Origin of the sequence: Nonomuraea mangrovi (assembly GCF_042681425.1) — a bacterium.
Classification (GTDB): Bacteria; Actinomycetota; Actinomycetes; order Streptosporangiales; family Streptosporangiaceae; genus Nonomuraea; species Nonomuraea mangrovi.
Genome location: NZ_JBHUFV010000083.1, coordinates 25,986 through 45,589 on the forward strand (window position 1 = coordinate 25,986; position 19,604 = coordinate 45,589).

Consider the following 19,604-nt stretch of genomic DNA (forward strand, 5'->3'; position numbering starts at 1 on the left):
ATCAGGCGAGTGTGCGCACCACCGTGGTGAACAGGGCGGGCAGGCGCGCGGCCGCGGGAACGATGAGGCGGGCCGCGCGCGGCGTGCGGGCGACGCCGAGCAGCGCCTCGGTGAGCAGGCGATGGGTACGGGAGAGCCGCCGCCACGCGCGCTCGTAGTCCTGGGGGCGGTCTGCGGCCAGGCAGCCCACGAGTGCCCGCGCGGACAGGGCCGCCAGGCTGATGCCCTCGCCGGTGATGGCGTCGGTGTATCCGGCGGCGTCGCCGACGAGCAGGATCCGTCCCACGACCCTGCTCCGCACGCGCTGCCGCAGGGGTCCCGCCCCGCGCACCGGCGTCGCGGCCGGGCCGGTGAGCCTGCGCAGGAGGCCGGGGAAGGCGGCCAGATGCTCGTCGTAGCGGCGGCGTTCGGAGCTGAGGACCGCCACGCCCACCAGATCCTCGCCCACGGGGGTCACGTAGGCCTCCCCCTCCCCCGACCAGTGGACCTCCACGAAGTCGGACCATGGCGCGACGCGGTAGTGCCTGCGCAGGCCGTACCTGTGCGGCCGGGGATCCCGCAGGCCCAGCCGCAGCGACGCGCGCAGCGGCGAGTGCAGCCCGTCGGCGGCCACCAGCCAGCGGGCTCGCCAACCGCCCGCCTCCACCCCGTGCGCGTCCTGGCGGGCGCGCGTGATCCTGCCGGTCACCACGGGGACGCCCAGCTCGGCGGCGCGCGCGGACAGGGCAGCGTGCAGCTCGGTACGGCGCACGCCGCGACCCGGCGCGCCGCCGAACCCGGCCCGTGCGCGGGTCGCCGCGTGGACGTAGTCGATCCCGCGCAGCGGATGGCCGCCGACCTCCACGCCCATCGCCCGCAGGGCTGCGACGCCGCCGGGCATGAGTCCCTCGCCGCACGCCTTGTCGACGGGCGCGGCGCGCGGTTCGACGACCACGACGCTCATCCCCGCCATGGCGGCGTGGATCGCGGTCGCCAGCCCGGCGGGCCCGCCACCTGCCACGATGATGTCGATCACGTCGGGAGCGTGGCCAGGGCCGCGTTCTCGCAGCGGATCCGCACCGCCAGCAGGACGGCGTTCAACACGGTGAAGACCAGCGCGGTGATCCAGGCGGTGTGGACCAGCGGGAGCGCGACCCCCTCGACCACCACCGCCACGTAGTTGGGGTGACGCAGCCGGTCGAACCGGTACGGCCCGCCGCGTACCAGAGGCAGCCCCGGCACCACGATGACCTGGGTGTTCCAGCGCGGCCCGAGCGCCCGGACGCACCACCAGCGCAGCGCCTGGGCGGCCACCACGAGGACCAGCATCGGCCAGCCGAGCACGGGGATGAAGGGCCTGCCTGCCAGGTACACCTCCAGCAGGCAGCCGGCCAGCAGGCCGGTGTGCAGCGCCACCATCCACGGGTAGTGGCCCTGGCCGTAGACGCGCCCGCCGCGTTCCATGCTCCAGCGGGCGTTACGGCGTGCGACGACGAGCTCGGCGAGGCGTTCCACGCCCACGAGCAGAACGAGAAGCGGATACCACGGCATCGGCGGCTACCAGCGCAGCAGGACGAGCTCGGAGCAGAATCCGGGGCCCATCGCGATGAGCAGCCCGGCGGTACCGGGCCGCGGCGGACGGAGGCGCAGCGTATCGCGCAGCACGTGCAGCACGGAGGCCGACGACAGGTTGCCGTTGGCCGCGAGCGAGCGCCAGGTCAGCTCCAGCGCCTCCGGCGGCAGGTCCAGCGCGTCGGCCACCGCGTCCAGAACCTTCGGGCCGCCCGAGTGGCACACCCACGCCGTCACCTCGCCCGCGGTCAGGCCATGGTCGGCCAGGAACCCGTGCACGTCGTCGGCGAGGTAGGTGCGCACGACCTCGGGAACGCGGGCGTCGAGCACCACGCCGAAGCCGCTGTCCCTCACCTCCCATCCCATGACCTGCTCGGAGCCCGGATACAGGTGGCTTCGCGTCGCGACCACGCTCGGCCCGCTTCCCTCACGTCCCGACCCGCAGGCCACCACGGCGGCCGCGCCGTCGCCGAACAGCGAGCTGGCCACCAGGCTGGCAGTGGACGCGTCGCCGCGCTGCAGCGTCAGCGAGCACAGCTCGACCGAGAGCAGCACGGCGACGTGATCGGGCCAGCCGAGCAGGTAGTCGTGCAGCCGGGCGATCCCCGCCGCGCCCGCCACGCAGCCCAGCCCGAAGACGGGGATCCGCTTGATGTCGGGCCGCATCCCCAGCAGGCCCGCCACCCTGGCCTCCACCGAGGGGGCCGCCACGCCGGTGACCGAGGTGAACATGAAAAGGTCGACGTCCGCGGGCGAGAGCCCCGCCTCGTCCAACGCCGCGCCGACCGCCTCCGCGCCGAGCTCGACGGCGGTCGAGACGAACACGTCGTTGGCCGCGCCGAAGCCGTCCAGCTTGGCGTACTGGTCGAGAGGGAGGGCGAGATGACGTTGCTCGACCCTGGCCCCGGCGTGCAGCCGGTCCAGCAGGCGGCGGTCGGCCCCTTCGGGCAGGAACGTGCGCGCGGCCAGGTCGGTGAGTTCGCTCTGCGGGTAACGGTTGGGGGGCAGCACGCCGTGGACGGCTGCGATCCAGGTCATGGGGACCCCTCCGGTAGATGCTTGCCCGGGAGGCTGCCCTGGCCGATGGTTACTATGCCCATGAGACGGCATGGATTCGGCTGCCAATGATCGGCTGGTGCGACAGGCATTGAGCGCGGCGCGGGTGCTCAGGGGGCTGGCAGGCAGCTGTCATCCCGGCCCGACGGTCGCGGTCACCGTCCTGGTCACCGTGCTGGCCGTGGCGAGCGGGCGGGACGCCGCGGGATGCGCTCTGGTGGCGGCCGCCGTGCTGACCGGGCAGCTGTCGATCGGCTGGTGCAACGACGCGGTCGACGCCGACCGCGACGCGGCCGCGGGGCGGGCCGACAAGCCGATCGTGACAGGCGAGGTGAGCGCGCGGGCCGTACGAGCCGCGGCGGTGGTCGCGCTGGCGCTCTGCGTGCCGCTGTCGCTGGCCTCGGGCTGGGCGGCGGGGTCCGCGCACCTGGCGGGCGTCGGCGCGGCGTGGGCCTACGACCTCGGCGTCAAGGCCACCGTCCTGTCCTGGCTCCCGTACGCGGTGGGCTTCGGGGTGCTGCCCGCCTTCGTGACCCTCGGACTGCCCGGACGGCCGTGGCCCGCGTGGTGGGCCGTCTCGGCCGCCGCGCTGCTCGGTGTCGGCGCGCACCTGGCCAACGTGCTGCCCGACATCCAGGCCGACCTTGCCGCGGGAGTACGCGGCCTGCCGCAGCGTCTCGGGCGCGTCCTCGTCTCCGTGCTGGTCCCGCTGCCGTTGCTGGCGGCGACGGCGCTGCTCGCCTTCGGCCCGTACGGCGAGCCGGGCGCGGCCTCGTGGGGCGCGCTCGTCGCGGCGAGCGCCGTCGCGCTGGCGGGCCTGCTGCTGGGCGGTCGCGTCCCGAAGGCACCCTTCGCCGCCGCGATCGTGGTGGCCGCGATCGACGTCGCCCTCCTGGTCGCCAACGGCGCCGACCTCACCGCCTAGCACCCGCTCCTCTCATAGGTTCACTGCCCACCGGTTGCGGCTCAGTTCGCCGGCTCCGCCGAACCAGGCGCACTTCACCGGTGCCGACGGACCGGGGGGCGGCTCACCGGTCCCGGCGCGGGCTCAGGTTCACCGGTGCCGACGGACCCGGCCGCAACTCACCGATGCCGGCGCGGGCTGCCTGTGAGCCAGCGGCTGATCACGGCCCACGCCAGCGGGACCGGCACCGTCCCCGCGCCGAGACCCACCTCCACCAGCAGGTCGAACACCTCGGGCCGGCGCGCCGCCGTGGCGATCGCCGCGTCGATGAAGCCGGACGACTGCGCGGCGCGGGCGAGCAGGTCGGTCGTGCGCAGATGCCGTCCGAGCGCGCCCCGCAGGCCGCGCCGGTAGGCGGCCAGCGGATCGGTGGGAGCCGTGACCGCCGCCTCGCCCGCCAGCCTGCCCGACAGCAGCGCGTAGTAGATGCCTTCGCCGGTGAGCGGGTTGATGAGGGCGGCGGCGTCACCCGCGAGCAACACCCTGCCGGCGCCCGGACGAGGACGGCCAGGCGACAGCGGCAGGTGGTGGGCGCGCAGGTCGCGTGCGGGCAGGCACGGAAGCAGCTCGGCGAGCCTGCCGTGCAGGACCTGCCTGCCCGGCAGGCCGGTCGCGCGCAGCTTCGGCAGCAGCATGCCGAAGCCCACGTTGGCGGTGCCGTCCCCGACGGGGAACACCCACGCGTAGGCCGGCCAGCCGGCCCGCTGCATGGCGATGAGCTGGGCGTCGTCGGAGTCGGGCATGTCCGCGTAGCCGCGCACCGCGATCGCGGTGTGCCTGTCCGGCGCCGGCGGCGCGCCGATCAGGCGGCGCACGGTGGAGTGAGCGCCGTCCGCCGCGACGATCGTGCGGGCGCGCACCTCGCCGTCGATGAGGACCTCGCCATCGCGGGCGGCCAGCGACCGGACGCGGTGGCGGCGTACCTCGACTCCTCGGGCGCGGGCGGCCTCGACGAGGCGGGCGTCGAACACCAGCCGGGGCACCACGTGGTTGGGGCGGGCGACCGTGGCCGAGACGCGCACGCCGCCGGGCGAGACCACTGACAGGCGCTGTGTCGGCCGGTAGTCGGCGATGAGATCGGGAAGGCCGAGCAGGGCCAGCTCGTCCCTGCCGTGTGCCGCGATGCCGTCGCCGCACGCCTTGTCGCGGGGGAAGTCGTCCCTGTCGAGAAGCAGGACGCGCGCGCCGGGATCGAGCTGCTTGGCGCGCAGGGCCGCCGCCGAGCCTGCGGGCCCTCCGCCGACGACCACCACGTCCCAGACGGTTGTCATCCAGGACACCTGCCACGCCGCGGTCTCGCCGAAACCCGTCAACGCCGATCGACGAGGACATCGCGGCCATCCCATCCCGACAACCCGCGAACACCACCGACAACGGCACCACAGGCAACAGGTCCCAGCAACCTGTCAACGCCTACCGACAGGGCACCACAACCAACCCATCCCTGGTAACCGCGAACACCCACCGACAACGGCACCACAGCCGTCCCATACCGGGTAACCCGCGAACACCGGCCGGCGGAGGCATCGCGGCCCGTCACGTCGTAGCCTTGCCGGCATGACGGAGCTGGTCGGCCGCTGGCGTTCGGCGAACGGGACGGCGGGGGTGCTGTTCGGCGACGAGGTCGTCTTCTCAGCCGACGGCACGGGCGAGCTGCGCCACCACTCGGCCCTTCACGGCGAGGACACGCTGACCTTCCGCTGGCGGATGGAGGGCGAGGCCGTCCTGCGGCTCCGCCTGATCGACGACGAGGAGGACCAGGACGAGGACGACCTGGTGGCGGTGGAGTTCCGCGCGCACGACTCCGACGCCGGCCGTCACGTGGTGCTGGCCGAGGTGGGGCGGGACGGCTTCTGGCTCTGCCTGGACCCGCTGGAACGGGTGAGGAGCTAGCGAGCGCTCCGGCCTCCTCCGGCGGCCCAGGCCAAACGGTCACCCGACCGACGACCAGCCCAGGCCAGACCGTCACCCGACCGACGACCAGCCCAGGCCAGACCGTCACCCGATCGATGACTGCCGAAGCCAGGCGGTCACTCGGTGGTCGGGCCGGTCGCGGCGAGCGCGTGGAGCAGGTGGCGTACGTGGGGGCTCGGCGGTCCCGGCTTCACGGCGAGCGAGGTGACGAGCACGGGTTCGGCCAGCGGCCGCATGGCCACCATGGGGAAGGCGGGCAGGCCCGACACCTCGTAGAAGACCGTCCACGACGGAGGACCTGACGCGATCGAGACAAGGGTCTCCTGGAAGTCGGTGAACGGCGGCCCGAGGCACACCTCGACGCCCGCCGCCCGGAACGCGTCCATGACCAGGTCGTGGAACGGCGGGTTGTTCTCGCGCGGGGCGAGCCGTACCGGCAGCCCTGCCAGTTGCTCCAGGCGCAGCACCGGCTCGTCCGCCAGCCGGTGGTCGGCCGGCAGCGCCGCGTACAGAGGGTCGGTCCACACGGGCAGCAGCTCCAGCTCGGGAGCGGCGGTCAGCGCCCGCACGAGCGCGGCGTCCAGCTCGCCGGACCGCACGGCGGCCAGCCGGTCGGCCAGGCTCAGCCGCCGCAGTCTGACCTGGAGCCGGGGCGCCACGGTGGCCAGCTCGCCCAGCATGCGATAGATGCGGTCGCCTGGTGCGTTCACCGCGCCGAGCCGCAGCACGCCGTCGTCGCCCGACCTGATGTCGGCGGCCACCCTGAGTGTCCTGTCGGCCGCCGCCAGAACGGCGCGGGCCTCGGGCAGCAGCCGCTCGCCTGCGGCCGACAGGTGCACGTGCCGGGTGGTGCGGTCGAACAACGCCACGCCCAGCTCGCGTTCCAGGCGGCGGACCTGCTGGCTGACCGCCGACTGGACGATGTGCAACCGCTCGGCGGCGCGGCCGAACCCGCTCTCTTCAGCCACGGCCACGAAGTACTGCAGTTGCCGGAGTTCCATCGCCCTCCCCCGTTCATCACGACGGCTGATTACTGGAGGCGACAACTGCTTCTGGTTCACCGCTTCTTCCCGGACTCGAATGGAATCCGATCTTTGAAGGAGCTGACATGTCGCATTCCCTTGCCGACCCCGCCACACGCGGGCAGATCGGCACGCTCTCGACCGCGCTGCGGCTGGGAGCGCTGTTCGGGCCCTCGGTCTTCGGGGTGACGGCCGCGGGCGTCGCCCTGCCCGAGGTCGCGGCCGCGCTGAGATCCGGGCCCGCGGCCGTGGCCTGGGTGATCACCGCTCACGCGCTCGCGCTCGGCGTCGGCACCGCCGTGTTCGGCCGGATCGCCGACACGCGGGGCATCAGGACGGCGCTGCTGGCGGGCGCGGCGGTGCTGGGCGCAGGCGCGTTCGTCTGCGTCGTGGCCCCCGGCTTGGGCGCGCTGGTCGCGGGACGGCTCGTGCTGGCCACGGGCTCGGGCGCGATGGCTGCGGCAGGGGTGGCCCTGCTCGCGGGCGTGGAGCCGGAGCGGCGGCCCAGGGTGCTCGCCGGCTACGGCATGGTCATGGCGACGTTCGCGGCGGGGGCGACGCTGGTCGGCGGGGTGGTGACGACCTGGCTGAGCTGGCGTGTCACGCTCGTGCTTCCCGTGCTGTCGCTGCCGGCCGTACCGGCCTGCCTGCCCCTGGTACGGCGGGCGGGCTCGCGCGGGCCGCTCGACGTGACAGGAGCCGCCCTTCTCACTGTCACGGTGAGCACGCTGCTGGTGCTGATACAGGGACGGAGCCTGCGGCTGGAAGCGCCCGTCGTCGCGGCGCTGGCAGTCGTGGCGGTCGCCACCGCCGGGGCCCTGGCGTGGTGGACCCGCGGCAGGCCCGAGGGCTTCCTCCCCCACACGGTGATCGCCTCGGGCGCGTTCTGGGTGGCGGTCGCCATCGGGGTGGGCGTCTTCGGCGGGCTGTTCGCCACCATGTACGCGGTGCCGCAGCTCCTGACCGGCGCCCACGGCTGGAGCGTGCTCGCCGTCGGCGCCGCGCTGCTGCCGGGCGCGGCCGTGGGGGCGTTGCTCTCCCGCAGGGCCGGCCTGCTCGATGCCGGCAAGGCCCGCGGACTGCTGGTCGGCACGGCGCTGGCCGCCGGGGTCGCCCTGGCAGCGGCGGCGGTGACGGGAGCGGCGGGCGGGTGGCTGCTCGTGGCCGCCGCCTCGCTCTCGCTGGCCGCGTTCGCTGTCACGCAGGTCGTGCTGACCGGCGAGATGTCGGCCAGGCTCGCGCCGCAGGCCCGCGGGATGGGGATGGGCCTGCTGAACCTCGCCTTCTTCGTCGGCGGCGCCGCGGGGTCGGCGCTGACGGGCGCGCTGTCCGGTCCGTTGGGACTGGTGCGGACGCTGGCCGTGGTCGCCGTCTTCCCGCTGGCCGCCGCCACGGTGGCCTTCACGACCCGGCGCTGACCAACCCGCTGCGACGCGATGTGGGAACCTCGGCGGCTTGGTCACAGGGAGCGGGCGCGAGACCCTGGCGGCGCGGGCGCGAAGGCCCGGATGCGAGACCTCGGCGGCGCGGGAGCCGGGTCCGTCAGACCGCAGCGGCGCGGGAGCCGGGTCCGTCAGACCTCGGCGGTGTGGTCCACGGGCCCGGCGCCCAGCGCCCGTACGTTGCCGAGGATCTTGCCCAGGGCCGAGACCAGGTGGTCGCGTTCGACTCCGGTGAGGCCCTCGGTGATCCGCCGTTCGAGCTCAGCACGCTCCGTCAGGACGGGCTCGCGCAGCGCGCGGCCCTTCTCGGTGAGGTGGAGCCTGACCAGCCGGTTGTCGGCGGTGTCCCGGCGGCGTACCAGCAGGTCGGCGGCGGTCATGCGGGTGGCCATCTTGACGATGGTCGGTGTGGTGACGTTCAGCGTGGCGGCGAGCTCGCCGGGGGTCCGTCCGTCGCGCTCCCACAGCGCGGCCAGCACCAGGTTCTGACCCAGGTGGAGCCCGTGCCTGCGCATGCTCTCCTCGGCCACGGCGCGCAGCGCCTTGTGGGTCATGGTCATCAGGTCAAGGATCTCGGTCACGCTCTCAGGGTAGCTTGACGGCAAATGATTAGCCGTCTATCGTTTTTCGTTAGACGGCTAATCAAGGAGTGATCGCGATGAGAATCGGGCTTGGCACCATGGGCATGGGCGGCTCGTACGGCCCCGCCGACGAGCGGGAATCCGTCAACGCCATCCACACCGCACTGGACCTCGGCGTCACCCTCCTCGACACCGCCGACTTCTACGGCGGCGGCGTCAGCGAGGAGATCGTCGGCAGGGCGGTCAAAGGCAGGCGGGCGCAGGCCGTACTCGCCACCAAGACCGGCAGCGTGCGCACGCCGGAGGGGATGCGCGTCGACGGCAGCCCCGCCCACCTCAGGCGGGCCGTCGAAGGCTCGCTGACCAGGCTCGGCACCGACCACGTCGACCTGTACTACCTGGCAAGGGTGGATCCGCGGGTGCCGATCGAGGAGAGCGTCGGCGCGATGGCCGAACTGGTCGCCGAGGGGAAGGTGCGAGAGATCGGGCTGTGCGAGGCGAGTGCGGCCACCGTGCGACGGGCGCACGCGGTCCACCCGATCGCCGCGCTGCAGACGGAGTACTCGCTGTGGGAGCGGCACGTCGAGGCCCAGATCCTGCCCACGCTGCGCGAGCTGGGCGTGCGGCTGGTCGCCTACCGGCCGCTCGGCAGCGGCTTCCTCGGCGGCTCGTTCACCGGCCCCGACGAGCTGTCCGAAGGCGACTTCCGCCGCGCCGACCCGCGCTTCCAGGGCGAGAACGTCACCCGCAACCGGGCCCTGGCCGGCACGGTCGCCGAGCTGGCCGCCGCGAAGGGCGTCACGCCCGCCCAGCTCGCGCTGGCCTGGGTGCTGTCGCGCGGCGACGACGTCGTGACGATCCCCGGCACCACCCGCGCCGCCCGCGTCAAGGAGAACGCGGCCGCCGCGGACCTCACCCTCACCGAGCGGGAGCTGGCGACGCTCGACGCCCTGGGCGGCGCCGCGGGTGAGCGTTATCCCGCGTTCCTCATGACGACCATCGACCGCTGACGGCGTGGTCACGGCGCGGACAGCGCCACCATGACCGCCCAACCGATGTAGACGGCGTTGACCACCAGCCGCGCCGCGACGCCGACCGGCCGGTCCAGCAGCCGCGGCCGATCCCGGCGCGCGTGCCGTAGCGCGTCGAGGTGCGAGGCGAGGTAGGCGGTGATGAGCGCTCCCGCGGCCCATCCCCCCGCCGCCCCGCCTCCCGGGACGAGGAGCACCGCGCCCACGACGATCTCCGCCGCCCCGCTGCAGGCGACGGCCGCGCCCGCCCAGGGGAACCAGGCGGGGACCAGGGTGCGGAAGTACCCGGGGAATATGAGGTGCGAGACCCCCGTGACGACCAGGAAGAGCGCCAGTGCGATGGCGGCGATATCGTGCATGACGCGATGCTGACCCGCGCGCCCTCACGGACGCTTGAACAGAACGATCGCCGGCTGGTGTTCGCCTCCGGCGGGCTGACCGTGTTCGCGGAGGACGGGCCCGCGAGCGTCGCCCGCCACCTGCATCCCGCGTGGAAGGTGGTGCTGCCCGACCGGGGACCCGCCGAGGCGGGGCGGATCTCGGCCGCGGGGCTGCTCGTGCCGCCCCAGCTCGCTCACACCGCCGCCGTCACCTCCGCCTACACGGCGCTGTTCGTCGATCCGTGGCTGCTGCCGCCGTCCCGCCCGGAAGTGGCGGCGCTGGACGCGCGGGCCGTACGGCGGGTGCGGGCCGCCATGGCCGCCGGCGCCGACGCGGCCATGGCCGAGCTCGGCGCGCTCGTGGGAGTGGGTGCCGCTCTCGACCCGAGGGTGGCCCACGCGCTGGAGCGGGCGGCCGACCTGGCGTCTCTCGACTCCATCGCCGCGGAGGTGGGGCTGTCGGCCCCGCGGCTGCGCGCCCTGGTCCGCGAGTCCGTCGGCATCCCGCTCGTACGGCTGCGGCAGTGGGCACGGCTGCGGACGGCGGTCGCCCACCTCGGCCGCTCGTCGGTGGCCTCCGCCGCGGCGATGGCGGGATTCGCCGACCAGGCCCACCTCACCCGCACCTCTCGCGCCTTCCTGGGCCGCACCCCGGTCTCGCTCCGAACCACGTGACGGGAGCGTGCCGGGCGGCGCAGGGAAACGCGTCCGCAAGAGGTCTTGACGCTTTTCCGATCGAGTTATGTCCTATGTCTTAGGTCCTCGATTGGAGACGACATGAACCGCCGCCGGCTGCTCGGCCTCATGGGAGCCCTCCCCTTCGTCCCCGCCCTCCGCCCCGAGACGAGCCTGCCCATCGTCGAGTCGGGCACGGCCAGAGCCGCCGTCATCGCCCCGCCCGCCGCGCAGGCCGCCGCCGACGAGCTGGTCTCCTACATCGAGCGCGCCACCGGCGTGCGCCTGCCCCGTACGGCCTCGCCGGGGCTCACGCCGATCCACGTGGGCTCGCCAGGACCAGATCCCGCCGTGCCGGGACTGATCCGAGGACTCGACCCCGACGGGTTCGTGATCAGGCTCTACCGCGACACGGTCACCGTCGTCGGCCCCAGCGCGACGGGCACCGCCAACGGGGTGCGCGAGTTCCTCGAGCGCTACGCCGGGGTGCGGTGGCTGATGCCGGGCCCCGACGGCGACGACGTGCCGGCCCTGGCGACGCTACGGGTCCCCCTGGTCCAGGTGCGCGAGCAGCCGGCCTTCGCCCAGCGCTCGCTCAGCCCGCTGCGCGACGCCAGATACCCGCTGCAGCAACAATGGGCCCAGCGCAACAGGATGCAGGGCGTCACCACCGAACCCATCGCCTTCCACCACAACCTGCACAGCCTGTTCCCCGTCGAGAGGTACGGCCAGACCCACCCCGAGTACTATCCGGGCGGCAGACCGCCCGCGCCGGGAAAGCTGACCGGCTGGCAGCCCGCCTTCTCCGTGCCCGGCACCATCGACGCGGCCGTCATCGGCATCCTCGAGTACTTCGCCGCCAACCCCGCGGCCCGATCCTTCTCCCTGGGCGTCAACGACGGCGAGGGCTTCGCCGAGGCCGACCCCGTGCCCGCCTACTACGCCTGGGTCAACGAGGTCGTCCGGCGCGTGCTGGTCCACCATCCGGGAAAGGACTTCGGCCTGCTCGCCTACCGCAGGCTGGAGACGCCGCCCGCCTTCCCGCTCCACCCCCACGTGGTGCCGTTCCTGACGCAGGACAGGTACGCCTGGGTCGACCCTGCGGTCCAGGAGGCAGGGCACGCGCTGACCGAGCGGTGGCTCGCGGTCTGCTCGCGGCTCGGCTTCTACGACTACCTGTACGGCGCGCCGTACCTGTTACCCCGGATGTTCTCCCGCCGCTACGCCGAGACCATCAGGTACGCCAAGGCGAAGGGCGTCGTCGCCCACTACGCCGAGCTGTATCCCAACTGGGGCGAGGGCCCCAAACCCTGGATCACCGCCAAGCTGCTGTGGAACGCGGACGCCGACGTCGACCGGCTCCACCGCGAGTGGTGCGAGCGCGCGGTCGGCACCGCCGCGGCCGACGACCTGTCCGCCTACTTCGGCCTGTGGGAGCGCTTCTGGGCCGAACGGGTGCCCGGATCGGCATGGTTCCTGCCGGAGGCGACTTACCAGACCTTCAACCTGCCGCAGTACCTCGACCTGGTGGAGGAGTCCGACCTGACCCGCAGCCGGGCCCTGCTCGACTCCGTCGTCTCCAGGACGGCCACGCCCGCGCAGCGCGCCAGGGCGACGATCATGAGGAGGGCCTTCGAGTTCTACGAGGCGTCCGCGCTCAGCTATCCCCGCCCCGTCGACGCCCCCGACGGTCAGGCCGCCGCCCTCGCGCTGCTCCAGCACGGCGTCGACACCTTCCAGCGCCGCCTCGACCTGGCCGCCCGTCGGCAGGCGCTGATCAAGGAGTTCGCCACCGATCCCGTGCTCGTGCTGCAGATGAACCCCGGCTCCTACCCCAACCTGACCTGGACAGGGTGGAACCCGGGCGAGTACTGGACCCTGGTGGACCACCTTCGGGTCCACGAGCCGGTCGGTGGCCCCGTCACCGACCGGGCCCGCGCCCTCGCCGCCGACCACCCCTACGCGGCCCTCATCCTGCGCGGGATGTCGGCCGTCTCCCTCGTGGCCAACCCGTCGTTCGAGACCGGGCTCGCCCCGTGGGAACTGCTCGACCGCTCCAACGGCACCCGCGCCATCTCCCGCCCGCCCGGCGCGGCGGTGCTGCGGGTGACGGGCCACGGCTGGGGCGGGCCCAGCCAGGTCATCGACATCGACCCCGGCCTGGCGCGGCTCACCGCCGTCCACCGGACCCCGTCAGGCACGTCGGCGTCGGTGCAGCTCGCGCTCGACCTGCTGGAACAGAACGGCACGCCGATCCCGAACAGCTCGGTCCGCTCGCCCGTCATCACCCTGGATCCGTCGGGGACGTGGACGCCGCTGCGGCTGGACTGCGAGATCCCCTCCACGGCCCGCGGCAAGGAGGTCGGCAGGGTGCGGCTCATCTTCCTGGTGGACAGCGCCACCGACGTCACCGTGGACTTCGACGACGTCACCCTCCGCACCATGGCCAAACCCCCTGCGGGACAGGGCGGCTACACGGGCGGGCCGTCCGTCGAGGTGGCGGCGAGCAGCACGGTGTAGCCGGTCACGGGGCCACCCGGCCGCTCGAAGTCCTGCACGGCGAGCGGCAGGCCCGTGCCCTGGTCGATGATGACCCTGCTGCTGCTCGTGGCGCCCTCCCATACCTCTCCGTCACGGATGAAGGCCTGTCCCGTACGGCCGTGCGGATCGCGGGCCTCCCCCTGCGACGTGACGCCCGGCAGGTCGGCCATGACCCGGTAGACGGCCGCCCGCACCTGGGGCGAGACGGGCCCTTCGGGCTGGAAGAGCACGGTCAGCGCGGCCGCCCAGACCTGGGCGGTCTCGTCCTCGATCGGCCCGCCGAGCCCGCCGGAGCGCGTCCAGGTCAGCAGCTGCTCCCTGAGCGCCGCCGGGTCGGCCGACAGCCTGGTGACGTCGAGACCGGGATGAGAGCGCGCGTACCCGCCCAGCGGCCCGGTCCGCTCCTTCGCGGGGCGCGTGTCGACCTCGCGGCACTCCGTCGCGAGATCGGGCCGCTCCTTGCCGTCGATGTGGACCTTTCCCCTGGTGCACAGCGAAGGGACGCGGGCGGGGCTTCCCGCGGCGCGCCAGGCGGCGGCGTCCTGCTCGCCGACCGGCGCCGCCCCCAGCAGCGCGAAGGAGTACCAGCCGTCGTCGCCCGCGGCCGTCGGATACCACCACGCGTCGACGCGGCGCTCCAGCATCCGGTACGGCCGCTCGGCAGAGCCCACCTCGATCACGGTGCCGCGCTCGACCCGGTAGTGGGTGTAGCGGCCCCGTGCCGGATCGGCCGCGCTCCTGTCGGCGGCCACCAGCAGGAGCTCTCTGGCGCTCGCGGGCTCGGCCGCGGGCACCACGACGAGCACGGTGAACAGCGCGGCCAGCGCCGCGACGGCGGCCATCCCGCCGACGGCCCAGCGCACGCGTCCCCCGCGGCGGTGCCGAGAGGCGGCGTCGCCGTAGGCCGACCGCAGGAAGCGATCACGCCCGGCGGCGAGCTCCTCCGGCGTGGCCCGCGGCTCGGCGAGAACGGTCTCGATCAGCTTCAGCTCGTCCATCACTGCCCCCTCATGGGATTCACGCCGCCCAGTGCCTCGCGCAGCTTGTTCCTCGCCCGGTTGAGCCGGGAGCCGACCGTCCCGCTGGGGATGTCGAGCGCTGCCGCGATCTCGTTGTAGTCGAGCCCGCCGAAGACCAGCAGGAACACCACGTCGCGATCGGCCCGGGAGAGCCCCTTCAGCCCCCGGAGCAGCTCGGGCCTGCTCGCCTCGGCCGCCAGCCTGGACGTCAGCCCGTCCTCGTGTCCTTCCACGGCGCTCTCGGCGGTGACCTTGCTGAGCGCGTTCAGTCTCCTGCCCTCGGTACGGCGATGCCGCGCCACGACGTTGGTGGCGATGCCGTACAGCCACGGCCTGACCGTGCCGCGCGCGGGGTCGAAGGATCTCCTGCTGTTGAAGGCGATCAGGAAGGTGTCGGCGACGAGGTCCTCGGCGTGCTCTCTGCCGAGGCGTGCGGCCAGGTAGCGGTGCATGTCGTCCGCGTAGCGGTCATAGAGCGACGCGAAGAGGTCCGGCTCGTCGAGCGACCGCAGGACCACGTCCGCGTCCTCCATCACGCCGTGGGCATCAGGTGGTGCCGCCATGGCGCTCCTTTCGGTAGGACGGTCGCCTGTTGTTCACCGTTGGCCGGATCCTCTTCACGCGCTCCCGCCGAACGTGGTCAGCGGGAGCGGAGGAAGGTGAGGGCGGCCAGCACCCTGCGGTGGTCGTCGGCGTCGGGCCCGAGGTCGAGCTTGAGGTAGACGCTGGTGACGTGTTTGGCCACGGCGGCCTCCGACACGTGCAGCCGCTGGGCGATCGCGCTGTTGGAGCGGCCCTCGGCCACGAGCGCGAGCACCTCGCGTTCGCGGGGCGACAGCGCTTCGAGCGGGTCGTGCGCGCGACGGTGGACGAGCAGCTGGTGGATCACGTCGGGGTCGATGACCGTGCCACCCGACGCGACCGCGCGGGCGTCCTCGACGAACTGGGCGATCGCGCCGATCCTGTCCTTGAGCAGGTAGCCGATGCCGCGCGTGCCCGCCTGCATGAGCTCGCCCGCCGCGGCCTCCTCGACGACCTGCGACAGGACCAGGACGCCGAGGCCCGGGTGGTCGCGGCGCAGTGCGATGGCCGCCCGCAGCCCCTCGTCGCGGAAGGTCGGCGGCATGCGCACGTCGACGACCACGAGATCGGGCACCTCGCGGCCGACGGCGTGCACCAGCTCGACGGCGCTGCCGACGGCGGCGACCACCTCGTGGCCGAACCTGGCGAAGATCCCGCTGAGCCCCTCCCTGAGGAGAACCGAGTCTTCGGCGATCATCAGTCGCACGGGATGCCCACTCTGAGCATCGTCGGCCCTCCAGGCGGGCTGCTGAGCGACAGCGTCCCGTCGAGGACGCCGATCCTGTCGGCCAGCCCGCTGATCCCGCTGCCCAGCGAGGGATCGGCGCCGCCGACGCCGTCGTCGGTCACCTCGATGACGAGCCGCCCGCCCGCCAGCGCGGCGCTGATGGCGGCCTTCCGCGCGTCGCTGTGTCTGATCACGTTGGTGAGGGCCTCCGAGACGCAGAAGTAGGCCGCCGCCTCCACCCCTGGCGGCGGCCGGTACGGCAGGTCGAGGTCGAGCGTCACAGGGACGGGACAGTGGCGGGCCAGCTCGGCGACCGCGACGCCGAGCCCCCTGTCGGTGAGCGCGGGCGGATGCATACCTCTGATGACCTTGCGCAGCTCGTCCAGCGCGGCCTGGGTGTGCCCGTAGGCCAGATCGATGGCCTTCGCCGTGCCTGCGGGGTCGCTCGCGACGTCGAGCCGCGCGAGGCCGAGTTGCATGAGCACGGCGGTGAGCCGGTGCTGGGCGCCGTCGTGCAGGTCCCGCTCGATGCGCCGCCGTTCGGCCTCGAACGCGTCGACCAGCCTGGCCCTCGACCTGGTCAGCTCGACCATCCGCGCCTCGGCGGGCGCGGTGAGCAGACTGCGCGCCAGCGCCCCCTGCGCCGCGGCGAGCAGCGTGAACAGGTAGGCGCACCCGGCCAGCCAGACCAGAGTGACGAGGGCGCTGAGCCCGGCCGCCTGCCACGCGGCGGGAAGCCATCCGGCCACCCAGGAATGGAATCTCTCGACGAGCGAGACGACCGTCACCGCGGCCAGCACGATGGCCAGGACGTCGACCACGGGCAGGATCGTCACCCACAGCAGCCCGTAGCCGATCTCCCGCCAGAGGAAGGCCGGCGACTTCGGGTACGGCGCGGACGCCTTGACCGGATCGATCAGCCTCAGCCGCCTGCGTTCCATGGCCGCGATCGGGCCGCTCAGCGCTCCAGCGACGGCCAGCAGGATGGTCGTCCCCACCACCACGGCCGTCTGCCGCCCAAGGAATGACAGGTAGGCCACACCGGCGACGCCCGGCAGCCCGGTCAGCAGGTAGGCGAGCGCTCGCCATGGCCACGGCGACCCGAGGAACCGCAGCGGGTTTCCTCGGATCGCCTGCCATGGGGTCGTGGCTCGTCTCATCAGCCCTTGATCGTCCTGGTGACCTTGCCCCTGGCGTCCAAGAACTGGATCTGCGGGTCGCCCTTCTCGTCGACGCGCACGACGATGCGCGGCTTGCCCTTGCCGTCGGCGAGCGTCAGGCCCACCGACTTGTCCGGATTCTTGCCGAAGAAGGCCCGTTTTGGGCTGGGGTACTTCTTCTCCAGCTCCGCCATCGCCTGGTCCCGCTCGGGGCCAGGCGGCATCTGCTGGATCTTCGTGTACTCCTCGAACATGCCGGAGAGAGGCGTGTCGGGCCGATCCTGAACCGTCAGGCCGACGCCGCGCCTGCCCTGGTCCTCCGCGTACCTCAGGACCAGGGTCTGGTCCTGCTTGTACTGGTCGAAGGCCAGTTGCCCACCCGCGCCCGGCTTCCCGTCGACGACACTGCTGTCGACGCCCATGCCGCCCGCCTCGTCGCCTTCGGCGTTGTAGAAGATCATTCCGGCCCGTTGTCCCGCGTTGCCCAGGTCGACGCCGTCCACGACGGCCGCGGGCGACCTCACCTTGTTGGTCAGCACCAGACGTGGCTTGCCATGCGGTTCGACCACGTTGATCCGCTGGACGTCTATCTCCTCGAATGTCGCCTTGCCGCCGCCCTTGGCGCCGTTCTGGGCGACGGCCGGCCCGCCGCCGCCGATGACCACACCGAGCGCCACTGCTGCCACCACCGCGCCGACCGCGCGGGCCCGCGGCCACATTGTCCTTCTGTCCATGCCTTCGATGATCGTAGTCGGCTTCGTGGCAGGCAGTGGGGCTGGTTACCGATCACCGGTAGAGGTTTCTCTACCTCGCGCGGTGGGACTCGACGGTGGATCGGCATCGGCCGGGCGGGCGCCCGGCCCCGTCATCCCGGCTTGCGGGCCTCGATGAGGACGCGTGAGGAGTGGGCGACGAACGGGCCCTCCTCCTCGATCAGCTCGTGCAGGTCGCGCAGCCTGTCGCGGTAGGCGTCGACGGTGAAGCCCGGGACGATCCAGATCACCTTGCGCAGGAAGTAGACGACCGCGCCGATGTCGGAGAACTCCATCCGCAGCCGCTCCATGCGCACGTCGGCGAGTTCGAGACCGGCGGCGACCGCGTCGGCGCTCTCGATGTCGGGATGCCGTCCGTCCCTCTCCTCGGGCTGCGGGCCGAGGAAGTACTCGCTCACCCCGAAGACGCTGCCGGGCCCGACGTGCTGGGCGAAGTACGTGCCACCTGGCCTGAGGACCCTCGCGATCTCCCGCCACCAGACGCTCACGGGATGGCGGCTGATCACCAGGTCGAACGCTTCGTCGGCGAACGGCAGCGGCGGCTCGTCGGGGTCGGCGACGACGACCGCGCCCAGCGGGTGCAGCAGGCGGGTCGCCTTGACGACGTTCGGCGGCCACGACTCGGTGGCGACCATCGTCGGCGGCAGTTTCGCCGCTCCGGCCAGGACCTCGCCTCCGCCGGTCTGGATGTCGAGCGCGGCCGTGGCCCTGGCGAGCCGGTCGCTCATCAGGCGCTGGTATCCCCATGACGGGCGCTGCTCGGTGGCGCGCCCGTCGAGCCAGGAGAAGTCCCAACCCTCGACCGGCACGGCGTTCGCCTCGGCCACCAGGTCATCGAACGATCGTGTCATCTGCCGATCCTCACACGCCCCGGAAGGCCGGCGGAACAGCGGCCCGCACGCCCGCGGGCCGTCGCCGCGGATCCGTCGCCGCCCACGGATCCGTGGCCGCCCGCGTACCTGTCGTCGGCCGCGGGCCCCTCGGGTGACGGCGAAGGCGGCGGGCCCCTCGGGTGACGGCGAAGGCGGCGGACGACCGCCTTGACAAGATTCGCCGGATGGGCCTCTAATGACCTTCATGTCGCGTGCCACCGGCCCGGAGGACGGCGGTGGCATGGAGGCGCCGTATCAGGGGGATGATGTCGTGGCTTCTCAGCTCACAGGACGCGGCTGACCGCGTAGCGCTTCCGCGCCCTCCCCTGCGCCGCCGTTCCCGACGGCCTTCTTTCCTGTCGAGGCGTCTTTCCATGTCGACGCGCCGACGTTTCGTGCCCTGACGGGCTTTCTCCCTTCTTCTCTTCTTCTCGTCCACGCCTGGAGCAGACACAAGCATGACCAATGACTTCAACCAGCAGATCATCGACGAGTTCCGCGCCAACTCCGGCCAGGTCGCCATGTTCGACGGAGGCAGGCTGCTCCTGCTGACGACGAAGGGGGCCAGGACCGGCGCGAGCCGTACGACCCCTGTCGGCTACCTGCCCGACGGCGACCGGCTGCTGGTCATCGCCTCCGCCATGGGGGCGCCCGTTCACCCGGGTTGGTACCACAACCTGGTCGCCCACCCGCGCGTCACCGTCGAGGACGGGAGCTTCACCTACGAGGCGGACGCGGTGGTGCTGGAGGGCGAGGAGCGGGACAGGCTGTTCGCCCGCGCCGTGGAGGCGGACCCCGGATGGGGGGACTACCAGGCCAGGACGAGCAGGCTCATCCCGGTCGTCGCACTCCACCCCATCCACGGCGGGCCGCCCGCGGGTCCGATGGGCGAGGCGCTCAAGACGATTCACGGCGCGTTCCGCAGGGAGCTCGCGCTGATCCGCAAGGAGATCGCCGCGTCGGGGCCGGGGATCGGGGCGCAGCTGCGCGTCAACTGCCTGACCCTGTGCCAGGGGCTGCACCACCATCACTCCAACGAGGACGGCATGATGTTCCCCTCGCTGGAGGAGCGTCACCCCGAGCTCGCCCCCGCCATGAAGCGGCTGCGCGACGAGCACGAGGTGGTCGCGCGGTTGCTGGCCAGGCTGCAGGCCCTTCTCGCGGGCGACGAACTCGACCACGCCGCCCTCGTCGCCGAGGTCGACCTGCTCACCACGGAGCTCGAGGCTCACCTCGACTACGAGGAGGAGCAGCTGGTCGCGATCCTGAACGGCGTCGCCCGCTGAACCGGAAGGCCGCTTCCCCCTGTCGGGA

General features: G+C 73.0%; 20 protein-coding genes. 7 read left to right on the top strand and 13 right to left on the bottom strand.

Going from position 1 to position 19,604, the window contains the following annotated elements:
- Position 1 precedes the first annotated feature (1 nt).
- From ACFSKW_RS48985 to ACFSKW_RS48995, 3 genes are read right to left on the bottom strand one after another with little or no spacing between them, the layout of a single operon-like run.
- Positions 2-1,015, bottom strand: coding sequence for an NAD(P)/FAD-dependent oxidoreductase (locus tag ACFSKW_RS48985; protein ID WP_379581691.1), 1,014 nt, complete (start codon positions 1,013-1,015; stop codon positions 2-4).
- Positions 1,012-1,500, bottom strand: a complete 489-nt coding sequence (locus tag ACFSKW_RS48990) for an isoprenylcysteine carboxyl methyltransferase family protein (protein ID WP_379581693.1) — start codon at positions 1,498-1,500, stop codon at positions 1,012-1,014. Before ACFSKW_RS48990 ends, ACFSKW_RS48985 begins: the two co-directional genes overlap by 4 nt.
- 36 nt (positions 1,501-1,536) lie before the next feature.
- The gene (locus tag ACFSKW_RS48995; protein WP_379581695.1) at positions 1,537-2,589 is read right to left on the bottom strand and encodes a type III polyketide synthase; all 1,053 of its coding nucleotides are present in this window, start codon (positions 2,587-2,589) and stop codon (positions 1,537-1,539) included.
- 97 nt (positions 2,590-2,686) lie between these two features.
- Between ACFSKW_RS48995 and ACFSKW_RS49000 the strand changes: the two genes are divergently transcribed.
- On the top strand, positions 2,687-3,532 hold the full coding sequence (locus ACFSKW_RS49000; protein WP_379581697.1) for a UbiA family prenyltransferase: 846 nt from the start codon (positions 2,687-2,689) through the stop codon (positions 3,530-3,532).
- Between the two features lie 158 nt (positions 3,533-3,690).
- Here the strand turns inward: ACFSKW_RS49000 and ACFSKW_RS49005 are convergent, their stop codons facing one another.
- A complete protein-coding gene (locus ACFSKW_RS49005) occupies positions 3,691-4,842 on the bottom strand; it encodes an NAD(P)/FAD-dependent oxidoreductase (protein WP_379581699.1) in 1,152 nt (383 codons plus the stop codon).
- Positions 4,843-5,128: 286 nt separating this feature from the next.
- Between ACFSKW_RS49005 and ACFSKW_RS49010 the strand changes: the two genes are divergently transcribed.
- The gene (locus ACFSKW_RS49010; protein ID WP_379581701.1) at positions 5,129-5,464 is read left to right on the top strand and encodes a hypothetical protein; all 336 of its coding nucleotides are present in this window, start codon (positions 5,129-5,131) and stop codon (positions 5,462-5,464) included.
- 137 nt (positions 5,465-5,601) lie between these two features.
- Here the strand turns inward: ACFSKW_RS49010 and ACFSKW_RS49015 are convergent, their stop codons facing one another.
- The gene (locus ACFSKW_RS49015; protein ID WP_379581703.1) at positions 5,602-6,486 is read right to left on the bottom strand and encodes a LysR family transcriptional regulator; all 885 of its coding nucleotides are present in this window, start codon (positions 6,484-6,486) and stop codon (positions 5,602-5,604) included.
- Positions 6,487-6,593: 107 nt separating this feature from the next.
- Between ACFSKW_RS49015 and ACFSKW_RS49020 the strand changes: the two genes are divergently transcribed.
- Positions 6,594-7,925 (top strand): MFS transporter, encoded by a 1,332-nt coding sequence (locus tag ACFSKW_RS49020; protein WP_379581705.1) that lies wholly within the window; start codon positions 6,594-6,596, stop codon positions 7,923-7,925.
- Between the two features lie 155 nt (positions 7,926-8,080).
- Here ACFSKW_RS49020 and ACFSKW_RS49025 read toward each other — a convergent pair whose 3' ends face one another.
- Positions 8,081-8,530 carry a MarR family winged helix-turn-helix transcriptional regulator gene (locus ACFSKW_RS49025; protein ID WP_379581707.1) on the bottom strand — a complete coding sequence of 150 codons (450 nt, stop codon included), beginning with the start codon at positions 8,528-8,530 and terminating at the stop codon, positions 8,081-8,083.
- Between the two features lie 77 nt (positions 8,531-8,607).
- Here ACFSKW_RS49025 and ACFSKW_RS49030 point away from each other — a divergent pair, with 77 nt between their 5' ends.
- On the top strand, positions 8,608-9,540 hold the full coding sequence (locus tag ACFSKW_RS49030) for an aldo/keto reductase (protein WP_379581709.1): 933 nt from the start codon (positions 8,608-8,610) through the stop codon (positions 9,538-9,540).
- Between the two features lie 8 nt (positions 9,541-9,548).
- Here ACFSKW_RS49030 and ACFSKW_RS49035 read toward each other — a convergent pair whose 3' ends face one another.
- Positions 9,549-9,920, bottom strand: coding sequence for a DoxX family protein (locus ACFSKW_RS49035; protein WP_379581711.1), 372 nt, complete (start codon positions 9,918-9,920; stop codon positions 9,549-9,551).
- A 6-nt stretch (positions 9,921-9,926) separates the two neighbouring features.
- Between ACFSKW_RS49035 and ACFSKW_RS49040 the strand changes: the two genes are divergently transcribed.
- Together ACFSKW_RS49040 and ACFSKW_RS49045 are read left to right on the top strand one after the other, a co-directional pair.
- Positions 9,927-10,616, top strand: a complete 690-nt coding sequence (locus ACFSKW_RS49040) for a helix-turn-helix domain-containing protein (protein ID WP_379581713.1) — start codon at positions 9,927-9,929, stop codon at positions 10,614-10,616.
- Positions 10,617-10,718: 102 nt separating this feature from the next.
- Positions 10,719-13,136: a DUF4838 domain-containing protein gene (locus ACFSKW_RS49045; RefSeq protein ID WP_379581715.1), complete on the top strand. Its 2,418-nt coding sequence runs from the start codon at positions 10,719-10,721 to the stop codon at positions 13,134-13,136.
- On the opposite strand, the gene ACFSKW_RS49050 is transcribed toward ACFSKW_RS49045, so the two are convergent.
- The 6 genes from ACFSKW_RS49050 to ACFSKW_RS49075 all read right to left on the bottom strand — a co-directional run bounded on the left by ACFSKW_RS49050 (position 13,088) and on the right by ACFSKW_RS49075 (position 18,269).
- The gene (locus ACFSKW_RS49050) at positions 13,088-14,155 is read right to left on the bottom strand and encodes a CU044_5270 family protein (protein ID WP_379581717.1); all 1,068 of its coding nucleotides are present in this window, start codon (positions 14,153-14,155) and stop codon (positions 13,088-13,090) included. The genes ACFSKW_RS49045 and ACFSKW_RS49050 overlap by 49 nt on opposite strands.
- Entirely contained in the window at positions 14,155-14,739 is a 585-nt protein-coding gene (locus ACFSKW_RS49055) for an RNA polymerase sigma factor (RefSeq protein ID WP_379581719.1), read from the bottom strand. The genes ACFSKW_RS49050 and ACFSKW_RS49055 overlap by 1 nt, the downstream gene beginning before the upstream one ends.
- Before the next feature lie 77 nt (positions 14,740-14,816).
- Entirely contained in the window at positions 14,817-15,455 is a 639-nt protein-coding gene (locus tag ACFSKW_RS49060; protein WP_379581721.1) for a response regulator, read from the bottom strand.
- On the bottom strand, positions 15,455-16,645 hold the full coding sequence (locus ACFSKW_RS49065; protein ID WP_379581723.1) for a sensor histidine kinase: 1,191 nt from the start codon (positions 16,643-16,645) through the stop codon (positions 15,455-15,457). Before ACFSKW_RS49065 ends, ACFSKW_RS49060 begins: the two co-directional genes overlap by 1 nt.
- A complete protein-coding gene (locus tag ACFSKW_RS49070; protein WP_379581725.1) occupies positions 16,645-17,379 on the bottom strand; it encodes a hypothetical protein in 735 nt (244 codons plus the stop codon). The genes ACFSKW_RS49065 and ACFSKW_RS49070 overlap by 1 nt, the downstream gene beginning before the upstream one ends.
- A 131-nt stretch (positions 17,380-17,510) precedes the next feature.
- The gene (locus ACFSKW_RS49075; RefSeq protein WP_379581727.1) at positions 17,511-18,269 is read right to left on the bottom strand and encodes a class I SAM-dependent methyltransferase; all 759 of its coding nucleotides are present in this window, start codon (positions 18,267-18,269) and stop codon (positions 17,511-17,513) included.
- Between the two features lie 479 nt (positions 18,270-18,748).
- Here ACFSKW_RS49075 and ACFSKW_RS49080 point away from each other — a divergent pair, with 479 nt between their 5' ends.
- Positions 18,749-19,576: a nitroreductase/quinone reductase family protein gene (locus ACFSKW_RS49080; protein ID WP_379581729.1), complete on the top strand. Its 828-nt coding sequence runs from the start codon at positions 18,749-18,751 to the stop codon at positions 19,574-19,576.
- The last annotated feature ends 28 nt before the right edge of the window (positions 19,577-19,604 follow it).

What these genes read in the sequence shown, in the direction of transcription:
- ACFSKW_RS48995 (WP_379581695.1), bottom strand. Translation starts at nt 2,589, where the DNA reads ATGACCTGGATCGCAGCCGTCCACGGCGTGCTGCCCCCCAACCGTTAC.
- ACFSKW_RS49005 (WP_379581699.1), bottom strand. Translation starts at nt 4,842, where the DNA reads ATGACAACCGTCTGGGACGTGGTGGTCGTCGGCGGAGGGCCCGCAGGC.
- ACFSKW_RS49010 (WP_379581701.1), top strand. Translation starts at nt 5,129, where the DNA reads ATGACGGAGCTGGTCGGCCGCTGGCGTTCGGCGAACGGGACGGCGGGG.
- ACFSKW_RS49015 (WP_379581703.1), bottom strand. Translation starts at nt 6,486, where the DNA reads ATGGAACTCCGGCAACTGCAGTACTTCGTGGCCGTGGCTGAAGAGAGC.
- ACFSKW_RS49020 (WP_379581705.1), top strand. Translation starts at nt 6,594, where the DNA reads ATGTCGCATTCCCTTGCCGACCCCGCCACACGCGGGCAGATCGGCACG.
- ACFSKW_RS49030 (WP_379581709.1), top strand. Translation starts at nt 8,608, where the DNA reads ATGAGAATCGGGCTTGGCACCATGGGCATGGGCGGCTCGTACGGCCCC.
- ACFSKW_RS49035 (WP_379581711.1), bottom strand. Translation starts at nt 9,920, where the DNA reads ATGCACGATATCGCCGCCATCGCACTGGCGCTCTTCCTGGTCGTCACG.
- ACFSKW_RS49040 (WP_379581713.1), top strand. Translation starts at nt 9,927, where the DNA reads ATGCTGACCCGCGCGCCCTCACGGACGCTTGAACAGAACGATCGCCGG.
- ACFSKW_RS49045 (WP_379581715.1), top strand. Translation starts at nt 10,719, where the DNA reads ATGAACCGCCGCCGGCTGCTCGGCCTCATGGGAGCCCTCCCCTTCGTC.
- ACFSKW_RS49050 (WP_379581717.1), bottom strand. Translation starts at nt 14,155, where the DNA reads ATGGACGAGCTGAAGCTGATCGAGACCGTTCTCGCCGAGCCGCGGGCC.
- ACFSKW_RS49055 (WP_379581719.1), bottom strand. Translation starts at nt 14,739, where the DNA reads ATGGCGGCACCACCTGATGCCCACGGCGTGATGGAGGACGCGGACGTG.
- ACFSKW_RS49060 (WP_379581721.1), bottom strand. Translation starts at nt 15,455, where the DNA reads ATGATCGCCGAAGACTCGGTTCTCCTCAGGGAGGGGCTCAGCGGGATC.
- ACFSKW_RS49065 (WP_379581723.1), bottom strand. Translation starts at nt 16,645, where the DNA reads ATGAGACGAGCCACGACCCCATGGCAGGCGATCCGAGGAAACCCGCTG.
- ACFSKW_RS49070 (WP_379581725.1), bottom strand. Translation starts at nt 17,379, where the DNA reads ATGGACAGAAGGACAATGTGGCCGCGGGCCCGCGCGGTCGGCGCGGTG.
- ACFSKW_RS49075 (WP_379581727.1), bottom strand. Translation starts at nt 18,269, where the DNA reads ATGACACGATCGTTCGATGACCTGGTGGCCGAGGCGAACGCCGTGCCG.
- ACFSKW_RS49080 (WP_379581729.1), top strand. Translation starts at nt 18,749, where the DNA reads ATGACCAATGACTTCAACCAGCAGATCATCGACGAGTTCCGCGCCAAC.